This window comes from Rhodococcus sp. PML026, assembly GCF_000963615.1.
GTDB lineage: Bacteria > Actinomycetota > Actinomycetes > Mycobacteriales > Mycobacteriaceae > Rhodococcoides > Rhodococcoides fascians.
The window spans coordinates 436,628-454,409 of sequence record NZ_KQ031373.1 but is presented as its reverse complement, the minus strand read 5'-3'; the positions used below and the strand labels follow the sequence as shown (position 1 = coordinate 454,409).

The 17,782-nt window shown below is 63.8% G+C and carries 19 protein-coding genes and 3 tRNA genes; 12 read left to right on the top strand and 10 right to left on the bottom strand.

Annotation, left to right across the window (positions count from 1 at the left end; all coding sequences use genetic code 11):
• Window positions 1–20: 20 nt before the first annotated feature.
• Window positions 21–1,055, bottom strand: coding sequence for an L-glyceraldehyde 3-phosphate reductase (mgrA, locus tag VF34_RS12765; RefSeq protein ID WP_032366524.1), 1,035 nt, complete (start codon window positions 1,053–1,055; stop codon window positions 21–23).
• Window positions 1,056–1,132: 77 nt separating this feature from the next.
• On the opposite strand from mgrA, the gene VF34_RS12760 reads away from it, so the two are divergent.
• The 3 genes from VF34_RS12760 (at window position 1,133) to VF34_RS12750 (ending at window position 2,720) form a co-directional block, all read left to right on the top strand.
• On the top strand, window positions 1,133–1,645 hold the full coding sequence (locus VF34_RS12760; protein WP_045841505.1) for a MarR family winged helix-turn-helix transcriptional regulator: 513 nt from the start codon (window positions 1,133–1,135) through the stop codon (window positions 1,643–1,645).
• Window positions 1,646–1,703: 58 nt separating this feature from the next.
• Window positions 1,704–1,793: transfer RNA gene (locus tag VF34_RS12755), tRNA-Ser, on the top strand.
• A 114-nt stretch (window positions 1,794–1,907) separates the two neighbouring features.
• Complete coding sequence (locus VF34_RS12750) at window positions 1,908–2,720, top strand: formate/nitrite transporter family protein (RefSeq protein WP_032374152.1); 813 nt, start codon at window positions 1,908–1,910, stop codon at window positions 2,718–2,720.
• Between the two features lie 24 nt (window positions 2,721–2,744).
• Here VF34_RS12750 and VF34_RS12745 read toward each other — a convergent pair whose 3' ends face one another.
• Both VF34_RS12745 and VF34_RS12740 read right to left on the bottom strand, forming a co-directional pair.
• A complete protein-coding gene (locus VF34_RS12745) occupies window positions 2,745–3,659 on the bottom strand; it encodes a pseudouridine synthase (protein ID WP_196251049.1) in 915 nt (304 codons plus the stop codon).
• Window positions 3,660–3,737: 78 nt separating this feature from the next.
• Window positions 3,738–4,097, bottom strand: coding sequence for an excalibur calcium-binding domain-containing protein (locus tag VF34_RS12740; RefSeq protein WP_032374150.1), 360 nt, complete (start codon window positions 4,095–4,097; stop codon window positions 3,738–3,740).
• A gap of 160 nt (window positions 4,098–4,257) precedes the next feature.
• On the opposite strand from VF34_RS12740, the gene VF34_RS12735 reads away from it, so the two are divergent.
• Both VF34_RS12735 and VF34_RS12730 read left to right on the top strand, forming a co-directional pair.
• Complete coding sequence (locus VF34_RS12735) at window positions 4,258–4,461, top strand: DUF3072 domain-containing protein (RefSeq protein ID WP_027494766.1); 204 nt, start codon at window positions 4,258–4,260, stop codon at window positions 4,459–4,461.
• A 292-nt stretch (window positions 4,462–4,753) separates the two neighbouring features.
• The gene (locus VF34_RS12730) at window positions 4,754–5,800 is read left to right on the top strand and encodes an alpha/beta hydrolase (protein WP_027494765.1); all 1,047 of its coding nucleotides are present in this window, start codon (window positions 4,754–4,756) and stop codon (window positions 5,798–5,800) included.
• Here VF34_RS12730 and hisC read toward each other — a convergent pair.
• A complete protein-coding gene (gene hisC, locus VF34_RS12725; protein WP_032374275.1) occupies window positions 5,789–6,844 on the bottom strand; it encodes a histidinol-phosphate transaminase in 1,056 nt (351 codons plus the stop codon). The two genes, VF34_RS12730 and hisC, sit on opposite strands and share 12 nt — an antisense overlap.
• Before the next feature lie 96 nt (window positions 6,845–6,940).
• Here hisC and VF34_RS12720 point away from each other — a divergent pair, with 96 nt between their 5' ends.
• The 5 genes from VF34_RS12720 (at window position 6,941) to VF34_RS12700 (ending at window position 9,298) form a co-directional block, all read left to right on the top strand.
• Window positions 6,941–7,705, top strand: a complete 765-nt coding sequence (locus VF34_RS12720) for a dienelactone hydrolase family protein (RefSeq protein WP_032374149.1) — start codon at window positions 6,941–6,943, stop codon at window positions 7,703–7,705.
• 123 nt (window positions 7,706–7,828) lie between these two features.
• Window positions 7,829–7,918 (top strand) — tRNA-Ser (locus VF34_RS12715).
• A 55-nt stretch (window positions 7,919–7,973) separates the two neighbouring features.
• Window positions 7,974–8,046 (top strand) — tRNA-Arg (locus tag VF34_RS12710).
• A gap of 237 nt (window positions 8,047–8,283) precedes the next feature.
• Window positions 8,284–8,931, top strand: coding sequence for a hypothetical protein (locus VF34_RS12705; protein WP_155288754.1), 648 nt, complete (start codon window positions 8,284–8,286; stop codon window positions 8,929–8,931).
• 61 nt (window positions 8,932–8,992) lie between these two features.
• On the top strand, window positions 8,993–9,298 hold the full coding sequence (locus tag VF34_RS12700) for a hypothetical protein (protein ID WP_032374066.1): 306 nt from the start codon (window positions 8,993–8,995) through the stop codon (window positions 9,296–9,298).
• 263 nt (window positions 9,299–9,561) lie between these two features.
• Here the strand turns inward: VF34_RS12700 and VF34_RS12690 are convergent, their stop codons facing one another.
• Together VF34_RS12690 and VF34_RS12685 are read right to left on the bottom strand one after the other, a co-directional pair.
• Window positions 9,562–10,119: a hypothetical protein gene (locus tag VF34_RS12690; protein WP_032374064.1), complete on the bottom strand. Its 558-nt coding sequence runs from the start codon at window positions 10,117–10,119 to the stop codon at window positions 9,562–9,564.
• 220 nt (window positions 10,120–10,339) lie between these two features.
• Window positions 10,340–10,633, bottom strand: coding sequence for a hypothetical protein (locus VF34_RS12685; RefSeq protein ID WP_045841504.1), 294 nt, complete (start codon window positions 10,631–10,633; stop codon window positions 10,340–10,342).
• A gap of 299 nt (window positions 10,634–10,932) precedes the next feature.
• Here VF34_RS12685 and VF34_RS12680 point away from each other — a divergent pair, with 299 nt between their 5' ends.
• Window positions 10,933–11,187 (top strand): hypothetical protein, encoded by a 255-nt coding sequence (locus VF34_RS12680; RefSeq protein ID WP_027494751.1) that lies wholly within the window; start codon window positions 10,933–10,935, stop codon window positions 11,185–11,187.
• A 52-nt stretch (window positions 11,188–11,239) separates the two neighbouring features.
• Window positions 11,240–12,019, top strand: coding sequence for a hypothetical protein (locus tag VF34_RS12675; protein WP_052062988.1), 780 nt, complete (start codon window positions 11,240–11,242; stop codon window positions 12,017–12,019).
• Window positions 12,020–12,082: 63 nt separating this feature from the next.
• Here VF34_RS12675 and VF34_RS12670 read toward each other — a convergent pair whose 3' ends face one another.
• The 4 genes from VF34_RS12670 to VF34_RS12655 form a co-directional block, all read right to left on the bottom strand.
• Window positions 12,083–12,859 (bottom strand): glucose 1-dehydrogenase, encoded by a 777-nt coding sequence (locus VF34_RS12670; RefSeq protein ID WP_094621255.1) that lies wholly within the window; start codon window positions 12,857–12,859, stop codon window positions 12,083–12,085.
• Between the two features lie 85 nt (window positions 12,860–12,944).
• Window positions 12,945–14,363, bottom strand: a complete 1,419-nt coding sequence (locus tag VF34_RS12665; RefSeq protein ID WP_032374238.1) for a phytoene desaturase family protein — start codon at window positions 14,361–14,363, stop codon at window positions 12,945–12,947.
• On the bottom strand, window positions 14,360–16,207 hold the full coding sequence (locus VF34_RS12660; RefSeq protein ID WP_032374062.1) for a DUF3556 domain-containing protein: 1,848 nt from the start codon (window positions 16,205–16,207) through the stop codon (window positions 14,360–14,362). Before VF34_RS12660 ends, VF34_RS12665 begins: the two co-directional genes overlap by 4 nt.
• A 197-nt stretch (window positions 16,208–16,404) precedes the next feature.
• Window positions 16,405–17,688, bottom strand: coding sequence for a PucR family transcriptional regulator (locus tag VF34_RS12655; protein ID WP_052062987.1), 1,284 nt, complete (start codon window positions 17,686–17,688; stop codon window positions 16,405–16,407).
• Window positions 17,689–17,782: the final 94 nt, after the last annotated feature.

The window sequence follows — 17,782 nt, the reverse complement described above, 5'->3', positions numbered from 1 at the left end:
CCACCACTGTCGCAGGCGCTTTACAGGTCCCAGAGGTTGATGCCGAAGTCGCCGGCGTGACTGTCGATCTGTTCGAGTTCGGCGTCGGAGAAATCCAGATTGTCCAGCGCCGCGACGTTGTTCTCGAGCTGCTCGACGCTCGATGCGCCGATCAGTACCGACGTCACTCGCCGGTCGCGCAGCGCCCAACTCAGCGCGAGCTGAGCCAGTGACTGACCGCGGGCCGACGCGATGTCGTTCAGTGCGCGAAGGTGCCCGATGTGGTCGTCGGTGAGCCAGTCCGGGTTCAGTGACTTGCCTTGTGCTGCTCGCGAATCCGCGGGAATGCCGTCGAGGTACTTGTCGGTGAGCATGCCTTGGGCGAGGGGAGAGAATGCAATGACGCCTGCGCCGATCGCGTCGAGTGTGCCCAGTAGTTCGGGTTCGATCCACCGGTTGACCATCGAGTAGCTGGGCTGATGGATCAGCAGCGGAACACCGGCGTCGGCGAGCAGATCCGCCATCTTCTGCGTGCCCTCGGGCTTGTACGAGCTGATGCCCGCGTACAGGGCCTTCCCCTGCTGGACAGCGCTGATCAGCGCGCCGGCTGTCTCTTCGATGGGGGTGTCGTGGTCGGGGCGGTGGCTGTAGAAGATGTCGACGTGGTCGAGTCGCATACGCGTCAACGACTGGTCGAGTGAGGACAGCAGGTACTTGCGGGAGCCACCGAAGCCGTATGGGCCGGGCCACATGTCCCATCCCGCTTTGCTGGAGATGATCAGTTCGTCGCGGTACCCGGCGAAGTCCTCGGAGAAGATGCGGCCGAAGTTCTTCTCGGCGCTTCCGTACGGCGGACCGTAGTTGTTCGCCAAGTCGAAATGGTTGATTCCCAGATCGAAGGCGCGACGGAGAATCGCGCGCTGCTTCATCAGTGGAACGTCGTCGCCGAAGTTGTGCCACAGGCCCAGCGACACAGCCGGCAGTACCGGCCCACGCGATCCCACTCGGCGATACGACATGGATTCGTAGCGATCGGCGGCGGCAACGTACGGAGGGTCGATGTAGGGATCTGTCATAACTCGACCCTAGGTCGCATCGGCGAATCGGGCCCCGAACCACGGCAAGCTACTCGTGAGTAGATTTCCTGCCTAAGATGACTCGCGTGACGGCCGAATTAGCCATTGGTCCCGGGGGGGACCCGCAGTGGCTCGACACTGCGGAAATGAGAGCTTGGCGTGCCTATGTCGACGGCGGTCAACGATTGATGGAGGTATTGAACAGGGATCTACAGGACAGACACGACCTGTCGATGGCCGAATACCGCATCCTGGTGATGCTGTCCGAGGCGGACGACGGCTCCATCCGCATGAGCGAGTTGGCCGACGGGGTTCTGTCCTCCCGAAGTCGCCTCACCCACCAGATCAGGCGGATGGAAGTCCAGGACATGGTGCGCCGCAGTACCTGCGCGCACGACGGCCGTGGCGTCCTCGCCGTCATCACCGAGGAAGGTCGACGACGACTGACGGAGGCAGCACCCACGCACGTCCGCAGCGTCCGGCAACATCTGGTCGATCTCCTCACCCCGGCCGAACTGGAGGTCCTGGGCGACATCTTCCAGAAAGTGGACGCCGCAATGGACGCATCGGCAACCCGACCCCGACGCTGACAGACCGGCAACGAGGGGCGATTGGGCCGGTGCCGCCCCGGCCGTTAAGATCGCACACGGAAGCGTGGCAGAGCGGCCCAATGCACTCGCCTTGAAAGCGAGAGACGTGTAAAAGCGTCCGGGGGTTCAAATCCCTCCGCTTCCGCCATATGTCGATTGACCGAGCCCGGTCCGCCCGCGAGGGTGGACCGGGTTTGTTCGTTTGCGAAGCAGCGAATTCTCGGCGTGGCATCAATACCGGTTAGGTGGGTACTACCTGCCAATGAGCGAAGAAGCGCGGCGCAACGACGGCGACAACGAGGGGCCTCTGGAAGAAGAGCTCGAGGAGAGTTTCGACGCTGTCGTCACCGAAGGTGGCGAGCGCTTGCACCGCACCGTACGCACCGTGCTGATCACCGGACTCTTCGGCGGACTCGAGGTCGCTCTGGGGGTGATGGCGTACCTGGCGGTGCTGGACGAGACCGGCAGTCACCTGCTGGCGGGCCTGGCGTTCGGAATCGGCCTGGTGGCCATCTATCTCGCACACGGTGAGCTGTTCACCGAGGATTTCCTGATGCCGATCGCCGCGATTGTGGCCCGCAACGGCACGCCTGCGCAGCTCGCGAAGTTGTGGGTCGGGACGCTGCTCGCGAATCTGCTCGGCGGTTGGTTCGTGATGTGGTTGATCGCGCACGCGTTTCCGCAATGGCTCGAAGTGTTGTCCGAGTCGGCGCATCATTTCGTCTACGCACCCTTGGATCTTCAGTCGATCTGCCTCGCTGTTCTCGGCGGCAGCACGATGACACTGCTGACCCGCATGCAGCAGGGAACAGAATCCGACGTAGCGCGGATCATCGCCGCCATGGCGGCGGGTTTTCTGTTGGCCGGATTGCAGTTGTTTCACTCGGTCCTGGATTCCCTGCTGATCTTCGGGGCCATCCACGCAGGAGCGGATGTGACCTACCGCGAGTGGATCGAATGGTTCGGCTACACAGTGCTGTTCAACATCATCGGCGGCGTCGTGTTGGTCACGGCGCTGCGCTTGGTGCGCACGAAGGAACTCGTGAAGTCCGAGCGCGACCAGAATTCTGAGTAGCAGCGGAGCCGAGAGTCATGGACTTCAGTTCTGCACCCAACGCTCCAGGCTGCGCCGAGTCTCGAAGCGTCGTACAACTTTCGAGATCGGGTCGATGAATTCGATTGCACTGGCGAGTAATTGGAGTGGAGCTGTGAAATCGTCGACGGCTCGGCCGGTTGCCGTCGGGTAGAGATCGTCACCCAGGATGGGGATGCCCAACGAGTTCATGTGCAGACGTAGCTGGTGGGTTCGTCCCGTCGACGGTGTCAGCCGGTACCGTCCGATGCCCTCGCGGTGGTCCACGAGTTCGACGACGGTGTGCGCGTTGGGTTCTCCGGTCACTTCGCGTGCAGTGAACTGGCCCTTGTCAGAGACGATTCGACTGCGTACCTCGGTAGGCAGAGCGAGGGTCGGTTCGTAGGCCGCGATGGCCTCGTACTCCTTGCGGACCTTTCGATCCTGAAACAACGTCTGATACGCCCCGCGAAGTGCCGGATCAACGACGAACAGCACCAGGCCGGCGGTGACGCGATCGAGTCGATGAGCAGGCACCAGTTGTGGAAGGCCGAGTTCGAGGCGCAGGCGCACCAACGCGGTCTGCAGAATGTGGCCGCCGCGCGGGATCGTCGGCAGAAAATGCGGCTTGTCGATCACCAGTACGGCGTCGTCCCGGTGCACGATCGAGATGTCGAATGGCACAACGGTTTCCGTCGGCAGGTCGCGGTGGAACCAGACAGCCTCGCCGGGGACGTACGGCGCATCAGCGGATACAGGCCCGCCCATGTCGACGACCTCGCCCGCAGCGAGCATCTCGTCGATGCGTCCCGGCGAGATCCGTTGCTCGGTCGCCGTCAGGAACTCGCGGACGGTGGGCCATGTCCCGTCCTTGGGCATTCGGACGCGTGCGGGGTCGAGGCCGTAGCGCTTCGCCAGGGGCGGTTGCTGGCGTCGTCTCACCGGCCGAGCGTATCCGTCCGCCGAGATCGCACTTGTGCAGACGATCGACAGCGATTCACCTACACAAGTGCGAACTCGCTACTCGCAGCCGATGCCGTCGTTGTCGCGGTCGAGGTGGGGGCCGTAGCCGTACTCGTCGCGATAGACCGGTGCAGCTCCGGCGTCGCGGGCGGCGTCGCAGTTCTGGTACTGGAACCCACCGTTGGGCCGAGGTGCGGGAGCCGGCGCACCCTGCGGCTGTGGGGCGGGTGCACCCTGCGGTGCGGGCGGGGGAGCGAAAGCAGGCGGCGGCGGAAGGATGCAGAACTGAGCCGAGCCGGCACCGCACAGGAAATCGGTGATCGGATCCGCCGAAGCGAGGGCGGGGGTGGTGACCATGGCTGCCGCAGCGATCGCGCTTCCGATGCTGATTCTGACCAGCAGATTCTTCGTCTTCATGTTGCTCCAATTCGAGGGGGTGCGATGGAGCTTGCTCGACGGATCCTTGAACTGTCAACGAAGTCATTCGCGCGACCGACAGCCGCGCTGAGCAGGGCGGCACCGAAATGCGCAGGGTCGACGCGTTTGGAAACCGTCACGAGGGCGTATTTACGAACGTATGAGCGAAAACGAGCAGGTCAACCAGAACCCCGAGAAGGATCCCGATGACTGGGTCACCGGCGACGAGCCGATGACCGGTCCGCAGAAGAGCTATCTGAGCACCCTCGCTCAGGAAGCAGGGGAGGAAGTTCCCGACGACCTGAACAAGGCGCAGGCGTCGGAAATGATCGACAAGTTGCAGGGCGAAACCGGCCGCGGTTGAGCCTGCTCCGTCAGAAGTCCACTCGATGTGACATCGACCCCCGAAAAGTCCACCGAATGTCACATTGAGTGCCTTCTGAAGGACCTCCCGACGGCAGCATCCGACCAGGTAGACCGTTATTTCTTCGGTACATGTAACAAAGGATTACGCAGACTTTTGTACCCGGGATTTCGCGGCTACTGTGAGCGGACCCACAGCCCTCGGCGTGTCTGCGTCGCGGTGGGTACGTTGTGGAACGGATGTTGTTTGTGTTGCGCCCGCGAGGGTGCGCCTGGGGAGGATGGCAGATCAGATGCACCGTCGTGTGTTGGCAGTAGCGGGGGCTGCGCTGGCTGTGTCCTTGCTGTCGTCGGGTATCGCCGGAGCGCAGCCGCTTCCGGGTACCGGCAGTGCCGATGGTGGCGGGGCAGCACCTGGCATACAGGCGCAGTCGTTGCCGACGGCAGCGGCTCGTATCGATCGAGTCGACATGTTGACTCCGCGTCGTGCGGCCGTGTGGGTCGATTCGCCGGCGATGGGTCGGGCGATCCAGGTGCAGGTTCTTCTTCCAGCCGCGCAGGCCGTGTCCCGTCCGACGCTCTACATGCTCGACGGCGTCAGTGCCGGCAAGGAATCCGATTACAAGGAAAGCACTTGGACGCAGAAGACCGACATCGTCGATTTCTTCGCGGACAAGCAGGTCAATGTCGTGTTGCCGGTCGGCGGATCGAGTAGCTACTACACCGACTGGAATGTGCCCGACCCCGTCTTGGGTGTCAACAAGTGGGAGACGTTCCTGACGGCGGAGTTGCCGCCGCTGATCGATGCGCGGTTCTCCGGTAACGGCACCAATGCCATCGGCGGTGTGTCGATGGGTGCCCAGGCCGCGATGGATCTCATCACGCGTCACCCCGATCTCTACACCGGAGTAGCCGGTTTGAGCGGTTGCTACGACAACTCGCAGAACAACCTCAAGGACGCTGTGCGCGCCACGGTCGCCACCAACGGCGGCAACGCCACCAACATGTGGGGCGAGAACGCCGACGCGAAGTGGATCGAACACGATCCGTCACGCAACGCAGAAGCATTGCGCGGCAAGGACGTCTACGTGTCCGTCGGCACCGGCCTACCCGGCCCGTACGAACTGGGCCCCGGCGGCGGTGGTGTGCAGGAAGCTGCGATGGGCGGACCGCTCGAAGCTGCAGCGCTGTACTGCACCACGCTCTTCGACACACGCCTGCGCTCGATCGACATACCGGCCACCTTCACCTACCGCCCGTACGGCATTCATCAGTGGCCGTACTGGCAGGACGATCTCCGGGAATCCTGGCCGACGCTCGAGCGCGCGCTAGGACTGTAGAGCGAACTTCAGAAACGCGTCGTTCTCGTGCGGGTCGCCGATGGTGACCCGCACTCCGTCGTTTCCGTAGGAACGCAACAACACGCCCTGTTCGGCTGCGCCCGAGGCGAATTCACCCGAACGTTCGCCTAGCGGCAGCCAAATGAAATTGGACTGGGATACGCCCACGTCGTAGCCACCCGAGACCAGGGCGTCGCGCACTCGATCACGTTCGGCGATCAGCGCATCGGTACGAGCCAGTAGCTCGGCCGAGGCTTCGAGCGACGCCAGAGCCGCCTGCTGAGCAATGGTGCTGACTGCGAACGCAATACGAACCTTGGACAGCGCAGTGATCACCTCGGGATCGGCCACCGCGTAGCCCACTCGGAGACCCGCGAGGCCGTACGCCTTCGAGAACGTCCGCAGCACGATCACGTTGCGCCGACCGCGTGCGATCTCCACCCCATCGGTGTGATTGCCTGCCGCGTCGGGCCGGGTGTACTCGAAGTAGGCCTCGTCGAGGACGACGAGGACGTTGGGCGGCACCGCGTCGAGAAAGGCCACGAGCTTGTCGCGCTGAACGACGGTTCCGCTCGGGTTGTTCGGGTTGCAGACGAAGATCAGTCGGGTGCGCTCGGTGATGGCGTCGAGCATTGCGTCGAGATCGTGCACGTGGTCCGAGGTCAGCGGCACTTGAACGGGCGTCGCTCCCGTCACCCGGACGATGATCGGATAGGCCTCGAACGAGCGCCACGCGAAGATCACTTCGTCACCGGGGCCACAGGTAATCTGGACGACCTCCTGGCACAACGCGACCGAGCCATTTCCGGCGGCCACGTTCTCCGGGGCCACTCCGAGCTTCTCCGCCAACGACTCGACGAGCGCTGTCGCGCGGATGTCGGGGTAGCGATTGACGCCGCCGGCGGCTTCCACGATCGCCTCGCGGACACTCGGCAGAGGGCCCTGTGTCGTTTCGTTACTCGCCAGCTTGATCGCACCGGGAAAGCTGCGGCCGGGTACGTAAGCGGGGATGGCGTCGAGGTCGGGGCGGATGTGCACGGTCACGTCAGTCATTATGCGCCGACCCTGTCGGTAAGCGACTTCTGCCTGTCCGCGTCAAAGCTGTGCAGGACGGCCGCGATCGTCCTATCTTCGTACAGTATGTCGGGAACTTTCAGCGACTTCGCAGTCCTTCGGTCCGCCCCCGCGCCCACAGTCGGCGCGGACGACGAGGTGGATACGGCCGCATCGAAACCCGTCTCGCAGGAGAAAGTGCCGTTGACGGCCGTCGAGCCCGATGGGTCACCGCGCGGCGGGATCGTCGTGTTGCACGAGGCCAGGGAGATTCCCGAGTCGCTGAAAGATCTCCTGCGCGCCCTCGCGTTGGAAGGGTGGCTGGCGGTAGCGCCGGACCTGTTCCATCGGGGGCACGGTGACGACAAGGAAGTGTTCGGCGACGACCTCTTCGCAGATTTCGACGCCACCTCCGACTGGCTCGTCCAGCGCGGGGTGTACTCCGATTGCATCGGCGTCATCGGATTCGACGATGCCGGAACGGCCGCGTTGATCGTGGCCACCAGCCGTCCGGTCGGAGCGGCGGTCAGTGTCGCCGCAGCAGGGATCGTGGAGCCGCTCAATTCGGACGCGATCGCTTTGGTCGACGCCGTGCCGAAGTTGCAGGCGCCGTGGCTCGGCCTCTACGGCGAGAACGACCCCCACACCCCACCCGAACACATCGAAGCCCTTCGCGATGCCGCCACGCGCGCCTCAGTGGCCACGAACGTCGTCAGCTACTCCGGTGTGGAGCATCGCGCCGATCATCCTCGGGAACAGCCGGGCAGCAGCGACGACACCGACCCCGCCGAGGCCGCTCTCGTCGATGCGCAGACGCGCATCTTCGACTGGTTCGACAGCTTCATGCGTTGACGAGCAACAAGCATCTTTTACGCGAACGCCGCGCGAACCTGGGGCGTCGACCAGCCGTTTTGCCTTCTGGCCTCAGCCGTGTGTAATCTCTTTCCTCGGCGGTCCGAGAGGGCCGGCAGCCTAGGAGGCGTGCCAGAGCGGCCGAATGGGAGTCACTGCTAATGACTTGACCCTTCACCGGGTCCGGAGGTTCAAATCCTCTCGCCTCCGCCACGCTGATCCGCAAGGATCGGCACGTCGGTTCCTCGGAACCGACACAACTGAACATGCGCCCGTAGCTCAACGGATAGAGCACTTGACTACGGATCAAGAGGTTAGGGGTTCGAATCCCTTCGGGCGCACAGAAGAAAAAGCCCCGAACTGCAGCGATGCAGTTCAGGGCTTTTTCGTCGTATAGGCCAGTGGTTGGCGGCTCGACACCTGCCCGGTCTAGATCTCCGACGACGGGTCCGCATGTGGGATGAACAACGGGGACGCCGGCGAGGGGCGGCCTGGTAGACGGCGTGCAGATCGGTACAAAGCACACCCTTTAGAAACAAACCGGACGTAAGGTGTGCTTGTCTCGCCGAGGAGGGCACGTGAGCGATCGATCAGGCAGAACCGCGACTGTGAGCGAGTCGGATGCTCAGGCTTCGCCGTTGTTCATCCCGCTGTTGTTCATCTCGCTGCTCTTCGTCGGTGCGTTGCCGTTCTACGTTCGGCAACCGGTCGTCGGCGGTGAGTCGGTGTCGGGTCCGGCGTGGTTCGGTGGTGCGCACCTCGGAGAACCAGCAGCCGATGTGTACTGGCTGTGCGCTCTGCCGGTGTGCATCGGGGCCGTCGCGGTCTACTGCGTGTGGAGCGAACGTCGATCGGGCGTCGCCATGCATGTTCGGCTGTGGCTCGTTGCGAGTCTCGGATTGTCGAGTGCAACAGCAGTTTTCGTGCAGAACGGAATGATGTTCTACGTGGGTAACATGACGATTCGAGGATTGTTGCCCTTACTGGCGATATCGATCGCGGTCCTGGTGTGGGGTGTCGGCCTGCGGTCGCGGTTGCTGGTGGCAATCGGTGTTGTCGCCGTCGCTGCGAGTCTGGTGTCCAACCTCTACAACGTCGAGAATCTCGTGCCGCGGGAGTGGGCACTGGACCCCCGCTTCGGTCTGTGGCCGAACATCGTGCTGACCGCAGCGGTGTTCGCGGTCGGAGCAGTGGGGTCGGGGTTTGCCGAACGGTCCAGGCGGTAAAGCCTGCAACGCAGCGTGACCCGGGCGATGGGGGTCGTCGCCGGCGGTGGACACTGGCAGGATGGCCAGCCCAGGTGACCCGAAGTCGGTGTGGACGACAGTCTCGGTGATCGTCGGCACCGTGGCAGCAGGCGTCGTAGTCGCCGGTCCTCTCCACGATCCGCAACCCGACGCCGTGTCGATACCCGGCTGTGCGGAGGTAGTCCAGCCCGAGGACATGCAGAGAATCAACTACGCCATTGTCGGACCGGATTCCGCCCCGGCTGGGTTCGACGCTTCGGCCAAGTCGGCCGCTTTGGCGCGAGCCTTCCCCACCGATCTGCCGGTCCATGTTTGGCCGGCTACGTCGATGAGCGTCGGACACTGAGTGACGGCACAGTCGTCGATCTGAGATCATCCGAAAGAGGCAGTCGCGTAGAGGTATACGGGACCGACGGCAGCATCGTCGATGTATCCGCCGACCCCGTGTTGACGGTCCAGCAAGTGACCGACATCGCGATGACGCCCGGTCTTCGCTGGAATTTCTAGGCCCCCTTGACCGCCGTACCTTGCACGCCGGTGTCGGCACTGCCCCAACAAGTCCGACCCCGCCGCAGTGTCTGCGACGGGGTAGGGCACATGCGCGTGTATCTACGCGCGGGCGACCAGCTTTCCTGCGATTCCCGACAAGATTTCGGTCGGCCTCTGCTGCTCACCCTGCTGAGCACCCAGCACCACGAGGGTTCCGGTCAGGACCGGCAATGCCCACTGGAGGTACTTCAGTTGCTTCTGTGCTGCGGCGGCCTCGCGTGGGGTAGCTGCTGACGGCTCGGTTGCCGAATCGATCGAATGACCCTGAGCCTTGGTCGTTTTCGCGCCGAGGACACCGCTGTACGCGGTGGCGGCGAGGGCGGCCCCGGTAACGGCGATCTTGAAGTTGGTGTTGGCGGTAACACCCTGCTGATGACGAGCACGACCGCGGTTGGCCATGAGTATGCCTGCGCCGCCGATGAGATGTGCACCGATGGCCGCGGCGTTGACCGGAGCCCATTTCGCCCACCCTGCCGCGGCAACCTGTGCGCGGTCTCGCGGATCCTGCACCGCAGTGGCAGCACCGTTCACGCCCACGGCACCCATGAGCGAGCCGCCGAACCAGGCAGCAGCACCGAGATCGTGTAGCGAACGGATGAGGGTATTTCTGTTGGACATCTGAGGATCCTTCGGTTGTGTGCGCTGCTCCGATCGCGAAACGCGCGATGTACGAGAGGTTTTGGCGGCCGCGTCAACGGCTCCTTGTTCTTCGGTTACCCACGCGGGCGGTTTCCACACCTGGGCCTCGCGTCGATTCGCGTCGGAATGCTGGTCGTTCCAGCCCTATTACGGTCGTACCGGGGGCCTGAGGCGTGTTCAGGTTCGATGGCGCGAAAAGTTACCCGCCGATCAGAGGCGGCGGGGTGTGCTCGTACATCTCGCTGAACGTCGCGTCGTCCAATGTCATCACGTGATTCGATGCAGTGACGACCATCCAGCTACCCACGTCGGCGATCACGTGCCCGATCTCGACCGCGCCACCGCAGTTGGCCGCGTCGAGTCCCTTGGTCTCGAGCCAGGTCACGACGTCGTCGGCGTTGGTTCCATCGACGCGGACCGCCTCCACCGGAGAACCGGTGTAGGCCTGTGGAGTGGAGCCGGTTCTCCATCGTTCGTAGTTACTGTTCACCACGGATGCGCCCTCCTCGCTCTTCGGCTCCGACGGCGTTCATTGCGCGTCGTCCTCTTACTCGCCTTCCGCCTGATCCGGTTGCGTGCCGGCGTTCTGCGTGAGGTTGGCCGGGTCCGCATCCGGATCCTGGCCGGGGTCGTATGGGTCCGTCGAATTCTGTGGACTGTTTTCACTGGTCATACTGCAGCTCTACCCGCGCGGAACGTACTCAATCGGCACTCGGTCGTTTGATTCGATCCGGACCGGATATCTCGATGTCGAGGTAAAGCCACCGACTTCGTCACCCGAAAGGACCGACCGTGAACGACACCGCCGATCGACTGCAAGCTCTGTACGACAGCACCCCCGATGCACGACTCGTTCTGGTGGAGGGCGAACTCGTGCTCGATGTCCCGGAAAAGTCCGGCGACGAGTCGCAGGACGACGTCGCTGTTGTTGTTGTGACCCGAGCAGCGTTGACGGAGCGTCTGCAGGACGCCGGCGGCTTCTCCCGCGCGGCGTTGGAAGACTTCGCCCCGGTCGTCGATGACATCGCTGCAAAGTTGGGCGCATGAGTTACCTGCATTCACCCCGTAGCGAGAACCGACACAGCAGGGGGTGAATTCCATGTCCGTCCTCGATCTCGCGCGACGCAGTCGAGATGCGCAGCGCGCTGACGACAGCAGATTCTCCGAACTCCGCACTGTATCGACGCACTTGCTGGGTCTGCCTTTTCGCGGCCTCTCGGCCGTGCGGAACGCCCGGGCTTTTCATCCGGACGGGGTGAGTTTCAGCGGCTCCCTCGAACGGCTGTTGCCGGACCGATACGGAATCCCGTTGCGTTCCTGCGAGGTGACCGTGCGAATCTCGAAGGGGATCGGTATTCCCGCAGGCCTCCCCGATGTCGCCGGGGTAGCGATCCGGGTCCCACCGCTCGAGGTCGGGGCCACCCCGTGGGATCTGTTGCTCGCCGGCTCGGCGACCGGAGTGGTAGGACGTATGGTGCCGTGGCCGTCGACGTCGTGGAACGACGCGCATCTGTCGTCTCTGATGCCGGTGAAGTACCAGGGCAGGATGTGGTGGTTGCGTGCACGGCTGACCCGCCCGCAGATGAACGGGATGAGCGTCGCGGACGTTCGACAAGCGATCGACGACCACGGTGTGAGCCTGGTTCTCGAACATGCTTGTGGTACAGCTGCGTTCGAGCCACTGGCCGTCGTTCACTCGACGACAATTCTGCAACCGTCCGAAGAGATCGACGCGTTCGATCCGGTGCTGAACAGTCCTGCGTCGGTGCGCCCCCAGCCGGAGTGGCTCCGCAACCTGAGACTGTCGGCGTATCGCAATTCTCGCGCAGGGCGAGGTATCGACAACGTCCGCAGAGGCGACAGAGGACGTCCCACCTGAGTGAACGAAACACATCGGCAAGCCTCTGCCGATGTGTTTCGTCCTCGAACTCCCGTCAGGCGTTCAGAGCAGTGAGCCGACCAGTCCGCCGTCCAGAACGAGGCTGCTCCCCGTGCACCACGACGACTGTTGCGATGCGAAGAACGCGACAGCTGCTGCTACTTCCTCCGGTGTGCCGTAGCGCCCTTGTTTGTCGGCGATGAGGGTGTCGAACCCTCCTTCCGGTAGCCCCAGAGCTGCCTCGAATTCGGGGGCTGCCTTGGTGACCAGGGCGGTGTCGATGAACCCCGGCAGCACAGCGTTGACTCGAACACCCTGCGCTCTGAACTCCGTTGCGGCGGTTTCGGTCAGATTTCTCACCGCGGCCTTGCTGGCGGCGTAGGGCGCGAGCAGCGCCGAACCTGCCGTCGCGGTGATCGAGCTGATGGTGACGATGGAGCCGCCGCCGGATGCTGCGATCGCGGGTGCGGCGTAGCGGATGGTCAGGAACACGCCGTCCAGGTTGACTGCGGTGGTACGCCGCCAATCGGCGTACGACATCTGTGCGATCGCTCTGACTTCGCCGACACCGGCGTTGGGAATTGCTATGTGCAGGTTGCCGAAGTGTTCGACCGTCTGCTCGACGAGAGATCGAACCTGATCCTCGTCGGTGACGTCTGTCGCTACAGCGATCGCACCGTCGATCGAAGACGCCACCTGGCGAGCGGCGTCGAGATCGATGTCGGAGACGACCACCTGTGCACCGTCGGAGGCCAGTCGCCGCGCGATGGCGGCACCGAGGCCTGCCCCGGCACCGGTGACGAGTGCGACCTTGCCGTGGAGAGATTCGTCGATTGGCATTGTGTTCGGTCCTTCCGTGGGAAAGCAGAGGTGGTGCCTTCTCGCTGACGACAGAGAAGGCGAAAGGTATTGCTGTGTCGTTGTTTCAGCGCTTCAGCAGGTCATCCAGAGCTCGTCGCGCTGCATTCAGTCCCGCCATGCCGTGTGCACCGGGTCCGGGGGGAGTTGCCGCCGAGCAGAGATAGAACCCCGGCGTACCCGTGCGGTACGGGTCTCGGCCGGGCCGTGGTCCGAGGAGCAATTGTGTCGGCGACGACGTACCGCACAGAATGTCGCCGCCGACGAAATTCGCGTTTCCTCCGGCGAAGCTCTGCGGAGACGTGGTGACTGTCTCCACAATTCGCGAACGCAGGCCCGGTGCGAACTGTTCGATGCGGTCGATCACGACGTCGGTGACATCGTGGTCGAGGCCGGCGGGAACATGGGCGTATGCGTACAGCGGTACGACGTCTCCGTCCGCGCGCTGAGGATCTGCGACGAACTGCTGCCCGACGAGGACGAACGGCCGATCGGGCATTCGTCCTGCAGCGACGGCCGCCTCGGCTGCGACGGTGTCCTCGGCGCTACCTCCCACGTGCACAGTGCCGGCCTGTGCGACCCTGGGGTCGGTCCACGGGACTCCACCGCGCACCGCGAGGTCGACCTTGAACGCAGCTGGTCCATGCCGAAACCTGTTGTAGGAGCGACGTGTACGCGTCGTGAGTTCCTGGCCGAGTACGTCGGCCACCACGGACGGCGTCGTGTCGAAGATCGTGATGTCCGACGACGGCAGATCGGCTCGCGAGGCAACCCGCGTCGAGGTCTGCACGGTTGCTCCCAGTTCGATGAGCGCGGAGTGCATCGCCCGTGAGATCGCCGCGGTTCCGCCCTCCGCCACCGGCCATCCGTTGTGGTGTCCCGCGGTCAGGATTCCCACCCCGATGGCGGAGGAGAACACTTCGGTCAACGGCCGCATCGCGTGTGCCGCTGCTCCGACGAACAGTGCCCGCGCCTGCGGTGTGGCGAACGCCCGTGACAACACCGCAGCGGGCAGAGCAGTCGGCGCACCGAATCTCGCCAGCAGCAGTGGATGTCGGGGCAGGTGCACGACCGGTCCGAGAAGGTCTGCGGACAGTCTGTCGTACGACGACGACGGTTGCCCGAACAGTGCCTTCCATCGTTTGCCGTCCGCACCCAGGCCCACAGCAGTCTCGTTTACCGATCGATGGAGCAGCGCTGCCGCGTCGTCGAGAAGCGGATGTGCACAATCGATCTCGGGCCACCGCCACGTCAGTCCGTGTTGCTCGAGACCGGCGAGGGCAGGTGAACCCACCGCCATCGGATGAAAACCGGCACAGTGATCGACGAGCAGATCGACGGTGGTGAAAGGCCGGTGGCTACGGGTGCCGCCGCCGATCTCGCTCTCCGCCTCCAGCACGGTGACGTGTATGCCGTCGCGTGCCAGAGCAAGTGCAGCGGCAAGACCGTTCGGGCCGCTGCCCACTATCGTCGCGGATCGCGTCATGATGTCGATTCTCCAGCACCGGCCGTCGCCGACGACGTCTCCGGTGCCGAGTGTCGAGCGGTTGTCGAGTCTGCGCGACGCCGCCACGTCACCGACATGGGGATGGGGCCGTCGGGTAGCCACGGCTGGGCGGACACCGCGTCGTCGGCGTTCCACGTGCCGGTTTCGATCACGCCGAGGGCGGCATCGATGAGTTTGTACGACTGCGTCTTTCGATGGATGGGCTGCGATTCGACCCATGCCACCACGAACTCTCCCGGCTCGAAGTTGCAGCGTCGCTGAATCGCTGCGATGAGGGAGGCGTCGTGCAGGTGGCCGTCGCCGAAGTTGAAGCCGAGAATCGAGTTGCAGGCGAATTCGCCTTCACGCACCGTCCATCGATCGATGTCGGGAACGTTGCGGATCAGAAGCGAGAACAATCCGCGGCCCTGACTGTGCATCGAGCGCCATGCGATGGTCTGTTGCATCGTGATCTCGGCGACGGAAGGCGGGTAACCCATGGCTTCGAGCTGTCGTACCTGATTGCGGGTGGGGCGCACGATCTGATCGAGCTTGTCCTCGGCACCCGGTGCGAACGCCCACAGACCGGAGGCCCAGTTGCCCGCGTACTGGCGCATCGAGGGCGTGAAGGCGACGAGGTCCGGTCGTAGATTGCCCAGAACCGGGAAGAAGAACAAGCACACCAGCGCTGTCGCCACGAACCACGGGGAGGCGTCGAAGATCGAGAATCCCTGTCCTGCAGGGTGTCCGACGAAGAGAAAGACTGCTGCGTAGGCGAACAACAGATTCCACTCGAGCGGCACCGCCAGCGGGAACGTCGAGATGATGAACAGGTGGAATGCCACCATGAGAAGTGCTCCGACGAGTGCGACGGTCGTGTTGGTGGTGAGCAGCAACACGACCGGTACCGCGATCTCGACGGTGGTGCCCAATACGTGCGCGATCAATTTGGCCGTTGCCGAGGGGCGAATGTCGTGCGGGAAATTCCGGTAGTGCTTGCGCCTGGCCCAGCGCGTGGGAATGCAGGGGCTGTTCGAGACCATGGGCGGAACGACGTTGGCGAAATGTGCACCGAATTTCGAGATGCCGGCCCCGACCCACACCGAGAAAATGAGCAGTTTCAGTCCGACCACGAGGTCGACGATGGCGTTGTCACCGAGAATTCCCACGAGGCCGAACAGGACTATCGCAGGACCGTACTGCTCGGCGCGGGCAGCGATGAAGATCGTCTTGTCACGAAGGCCCACAACGATGGTGAGCAAGACCGGCGCGATCGCCCAGCGTGGATCGACGAGGTTGCCGATGCCCTCGGGCAGGATCGAGGCAAATGCACCGGGCGGTGTTCCGGGCACGATGACGGGGACGAACAGACTCACCAGGAGCGCGAGATACAGCACGACGTCCAGCGGCGTCCTGGCGTCACCCGAGGTGAACGGCACCTTGCCCGGCCACGGAGGCATCCGAACGGTCCCCGGTTTCGCCCAGAACAAAATTCCGCCTGTCATCGGCTTGAACTTGCCGGCGATCGGTCCCCATGACCCCGCGAGTCCGACGGTTTCGAGCAGCATCGTCCAGTAGACCAACTTCTGGTAGACGATCATGTCGTCCCACCACGAGCCGACGTCCCACGGCATTCCGACGCCGGAAGTCAGTGTCGCCAGAGTCAGGCCGATCCCGATGTAGAGCACCAGAAGCTTGACGACGTAGGTGGTGGGGATGACCTTCGGCGAGCCGAAGCCGTAGTCGACCCAATGCAGTGCAAGGGTTTTCACTCGTTCCAGCAGGGGCCGGTCGAGGAAGGTTTCGAGGTCGACAGGTGGAAACTGTCCGTTCTTGAATCCCATGAGTGAGCTTTCTGTAGCGAGCGCTGAGGATGAAGGAGCAGGAGTCAGCCCTTTCGCCCGAGGCTCGGGTCGCGGTGACGCAACCATCGGACTGTGTCCTGCACCACAGAAAGCTACGGGTTTCCTATCGGCGGTCCCAATGGTTCGCCGACCCGAGGCTCACCTTCATTTTTGTGACGCCGACACAAAGTGCACTCTCAGGAGAGGACCCGAGCCCCGAGCCACTGACATGCGGTGAGGGCAACCTCGACGGCGAGTCGGTCGTCGGACAGTGGCCGGGGGAGCAGTTTCTCGGCATTGTCGACGCGGTAGCGAATCGAGTTCTTGTGCATCGTCATCACCGCAGCCGCCGCGGAGAGGCTCCGTTCGCACGCAAGGTAGATCCGCAACGTGGTGCGCAATCGTTCGGCATGTGTGGTGTCGGCGGCCAACTGCGGTCCCAGCACGGTCAGGACCCAGGCCTGCAATGCCGACGGGTCGCGAGCGCACAGGTCCACCACGGCCAACCCGGGGTCGTCGTAGCGTTCGATCGTTCGGCCTCGGCCACCCAGAACGGCCACGTGATGGGCGCGCTGAGCCTGTCGGTAGGACGTGACGAACCCGGCCGCGTCGAGTCCGATGGCCCCGGCCGCCAACAGGGGTGCGTCCTCGGTCCGCGGTCGAGTGTTGATGCGATCGAGAACGACGGCGAGATCTGTGTCGTTCGCTGGAATCTGAATCCATCCCCACGCGGTAGCGCCGTCGCGTCCGACCACCAGGGGAGGGGCCGGACTGTCCAAGTCCGCCGCCAGAGCGCGGATGGTGGTGGTGAACCTGCGCATCCGGTCGCCGCGAACGGCGGACTCGCTGACCCAGGCCACGACGGCCAGGTGGCGTCCGCGCAGTCGATACCCGGTCACTCGCTCGACGACGTCCACCGACCCCTTGCCGTTCAGGAGATCGAGTACCGCATCGAGTCGAGCATTCTCGCGATCCGCCAGCCAGGACTCCCGCTCGGTCTCGTACACCGCGGCCACCCGTTGCGAGATCCAGTCGATGTAGTCGAACACCGAATCGACGATCACGCGGTGCGCTTCCATCCGGACCGGGTCCGGCGCGGCCAGCGACATCGAGGTCTCGAACGCTCGATCGAGCAGAAATTGCTGTCCGAGTCGATAGGCGCGAACCAAGGCATTGACCGGCACGCCCCACTGAGCCAGGCGGCGCGCATATTCGATGGCCGCCGCCGGCGGCTCGAATCCGGCACCGCCGATGTCGTGCTGCAGAGCGTGCAGGATGGTGTCGACGTTGCCCTCGATACTCGATCCCAGCAGCTCGATCAGCGATGGTTCGTTGTTGAGTTCCGTGATGCGCGACGCGAGTGTCGTGCGCATCTGCGCCACGACATCCGCCAGCCGGGCATTGAGGTGCGCGGCAACCGCGGCCACGTGAGTGCGCACCGCCTCGGCGGAGGCGGGCGAGATGTCGGCAGGTGTCGGCACGGGTGTTCCTTTTCGTTTCGGGCTACAAATAATCCGCGGTTTTTGTGCTGCTGGACCGAAGTCTTTCAAATGGGCAATCCGTAACCTACGTCAC

Bases quoted from the DNA above. Each gene is read 5' to 3' on its own strand.
- mgrA (WP_032366524.1), bottom strand. From the start codon at position 1,055: ATGACAGATCCCTACATCGACCCTCCGTACGTTGCCGCCGCCGATCGC.
- VF34_RS12760 (WP_045841505.1), top strand. From the start codon at position 1,133: ATGACTCGCGTGACGGCCGAATTAGCCATTGGTCCCGGGGGGGACCCG.
- VF34_RS12750 (WP_032374152.1), top strand. From the start codon at position 1,908: ATGAGCGAAGAAGCGCGGCGCAACGACGGCGACAACGAGGGGCCTCTG.
- VF34_RS12740 (WP_032374150.1), bottom strand. From the start codon at position 4,097: ATGAAGACGAAGAATCTGCTGGTCAGAATCAGCATCGGAAGCGCGATC.
- VF34_RS12735 (WP_027494766.1), top strand. From the start codon at position 4,258: ATGAGCGAAAACGAGCAGGTCAACCAGAACCCCGAGAAGGATCCCGAT.
- VF34_RS12730 (WP_027494765.1), top strand. From the start codon at position 4,754: ATGCACCGTCGTGTGTTGGCAGTAGCGGGGGCTGCGCTGGCTGTGTCC.
- VF34_RS12720 (WP_032374149.1), top strand. From the start codon at position 6,941: ATGTCGGGAACTTTCAGCGACTTCGCAGTCCTTCGGTCCGCCCCCGCG.
- VF34_RS12700 (WP_032374066.1), top strand. From the start codon at position 8,993: ATGGCCAGCCCAGGTGACCCGAAGTCGGTGTGGACGACAGTCTCGGTG.
- VF34_RS12690 (WP_032374064.1), bottom strand. From the start codon at position 10,119: ATGTCCAACAGAAATACCCTCATCCGTTCGCTACACGATCTCGGTGCT.
- VF34_RS12675 (WP_052062988.1), top strand. From the start codon at position 11,240: ATGTCCGTCCTCGATCTCGCGCGACGCAGTCGAGATGCGCAGCGCGCT.
- VF34_RS12670 (WP_094621255.1), bottom strand. From the start codon at position 12,859: ATGCCAATCGACGAATCTCTCCACGGCAAGGTCGCACTCGTCACCGGT.
- VF34_RS12665 (WP_032374238.1), bottom strand. From the start codon at position 14,363: ATGACGCGATCCGCGACGATAGTGGGCAGCGGCCCGAACGGTCTTGCC.
- VF34_RS12660 (WP_032374062.1), bottom strand. From the start codon at position 16,207: ATGGGATTCAAGAACGGACAGTTTCCACCTGTCGACCTCGAAACCTTC.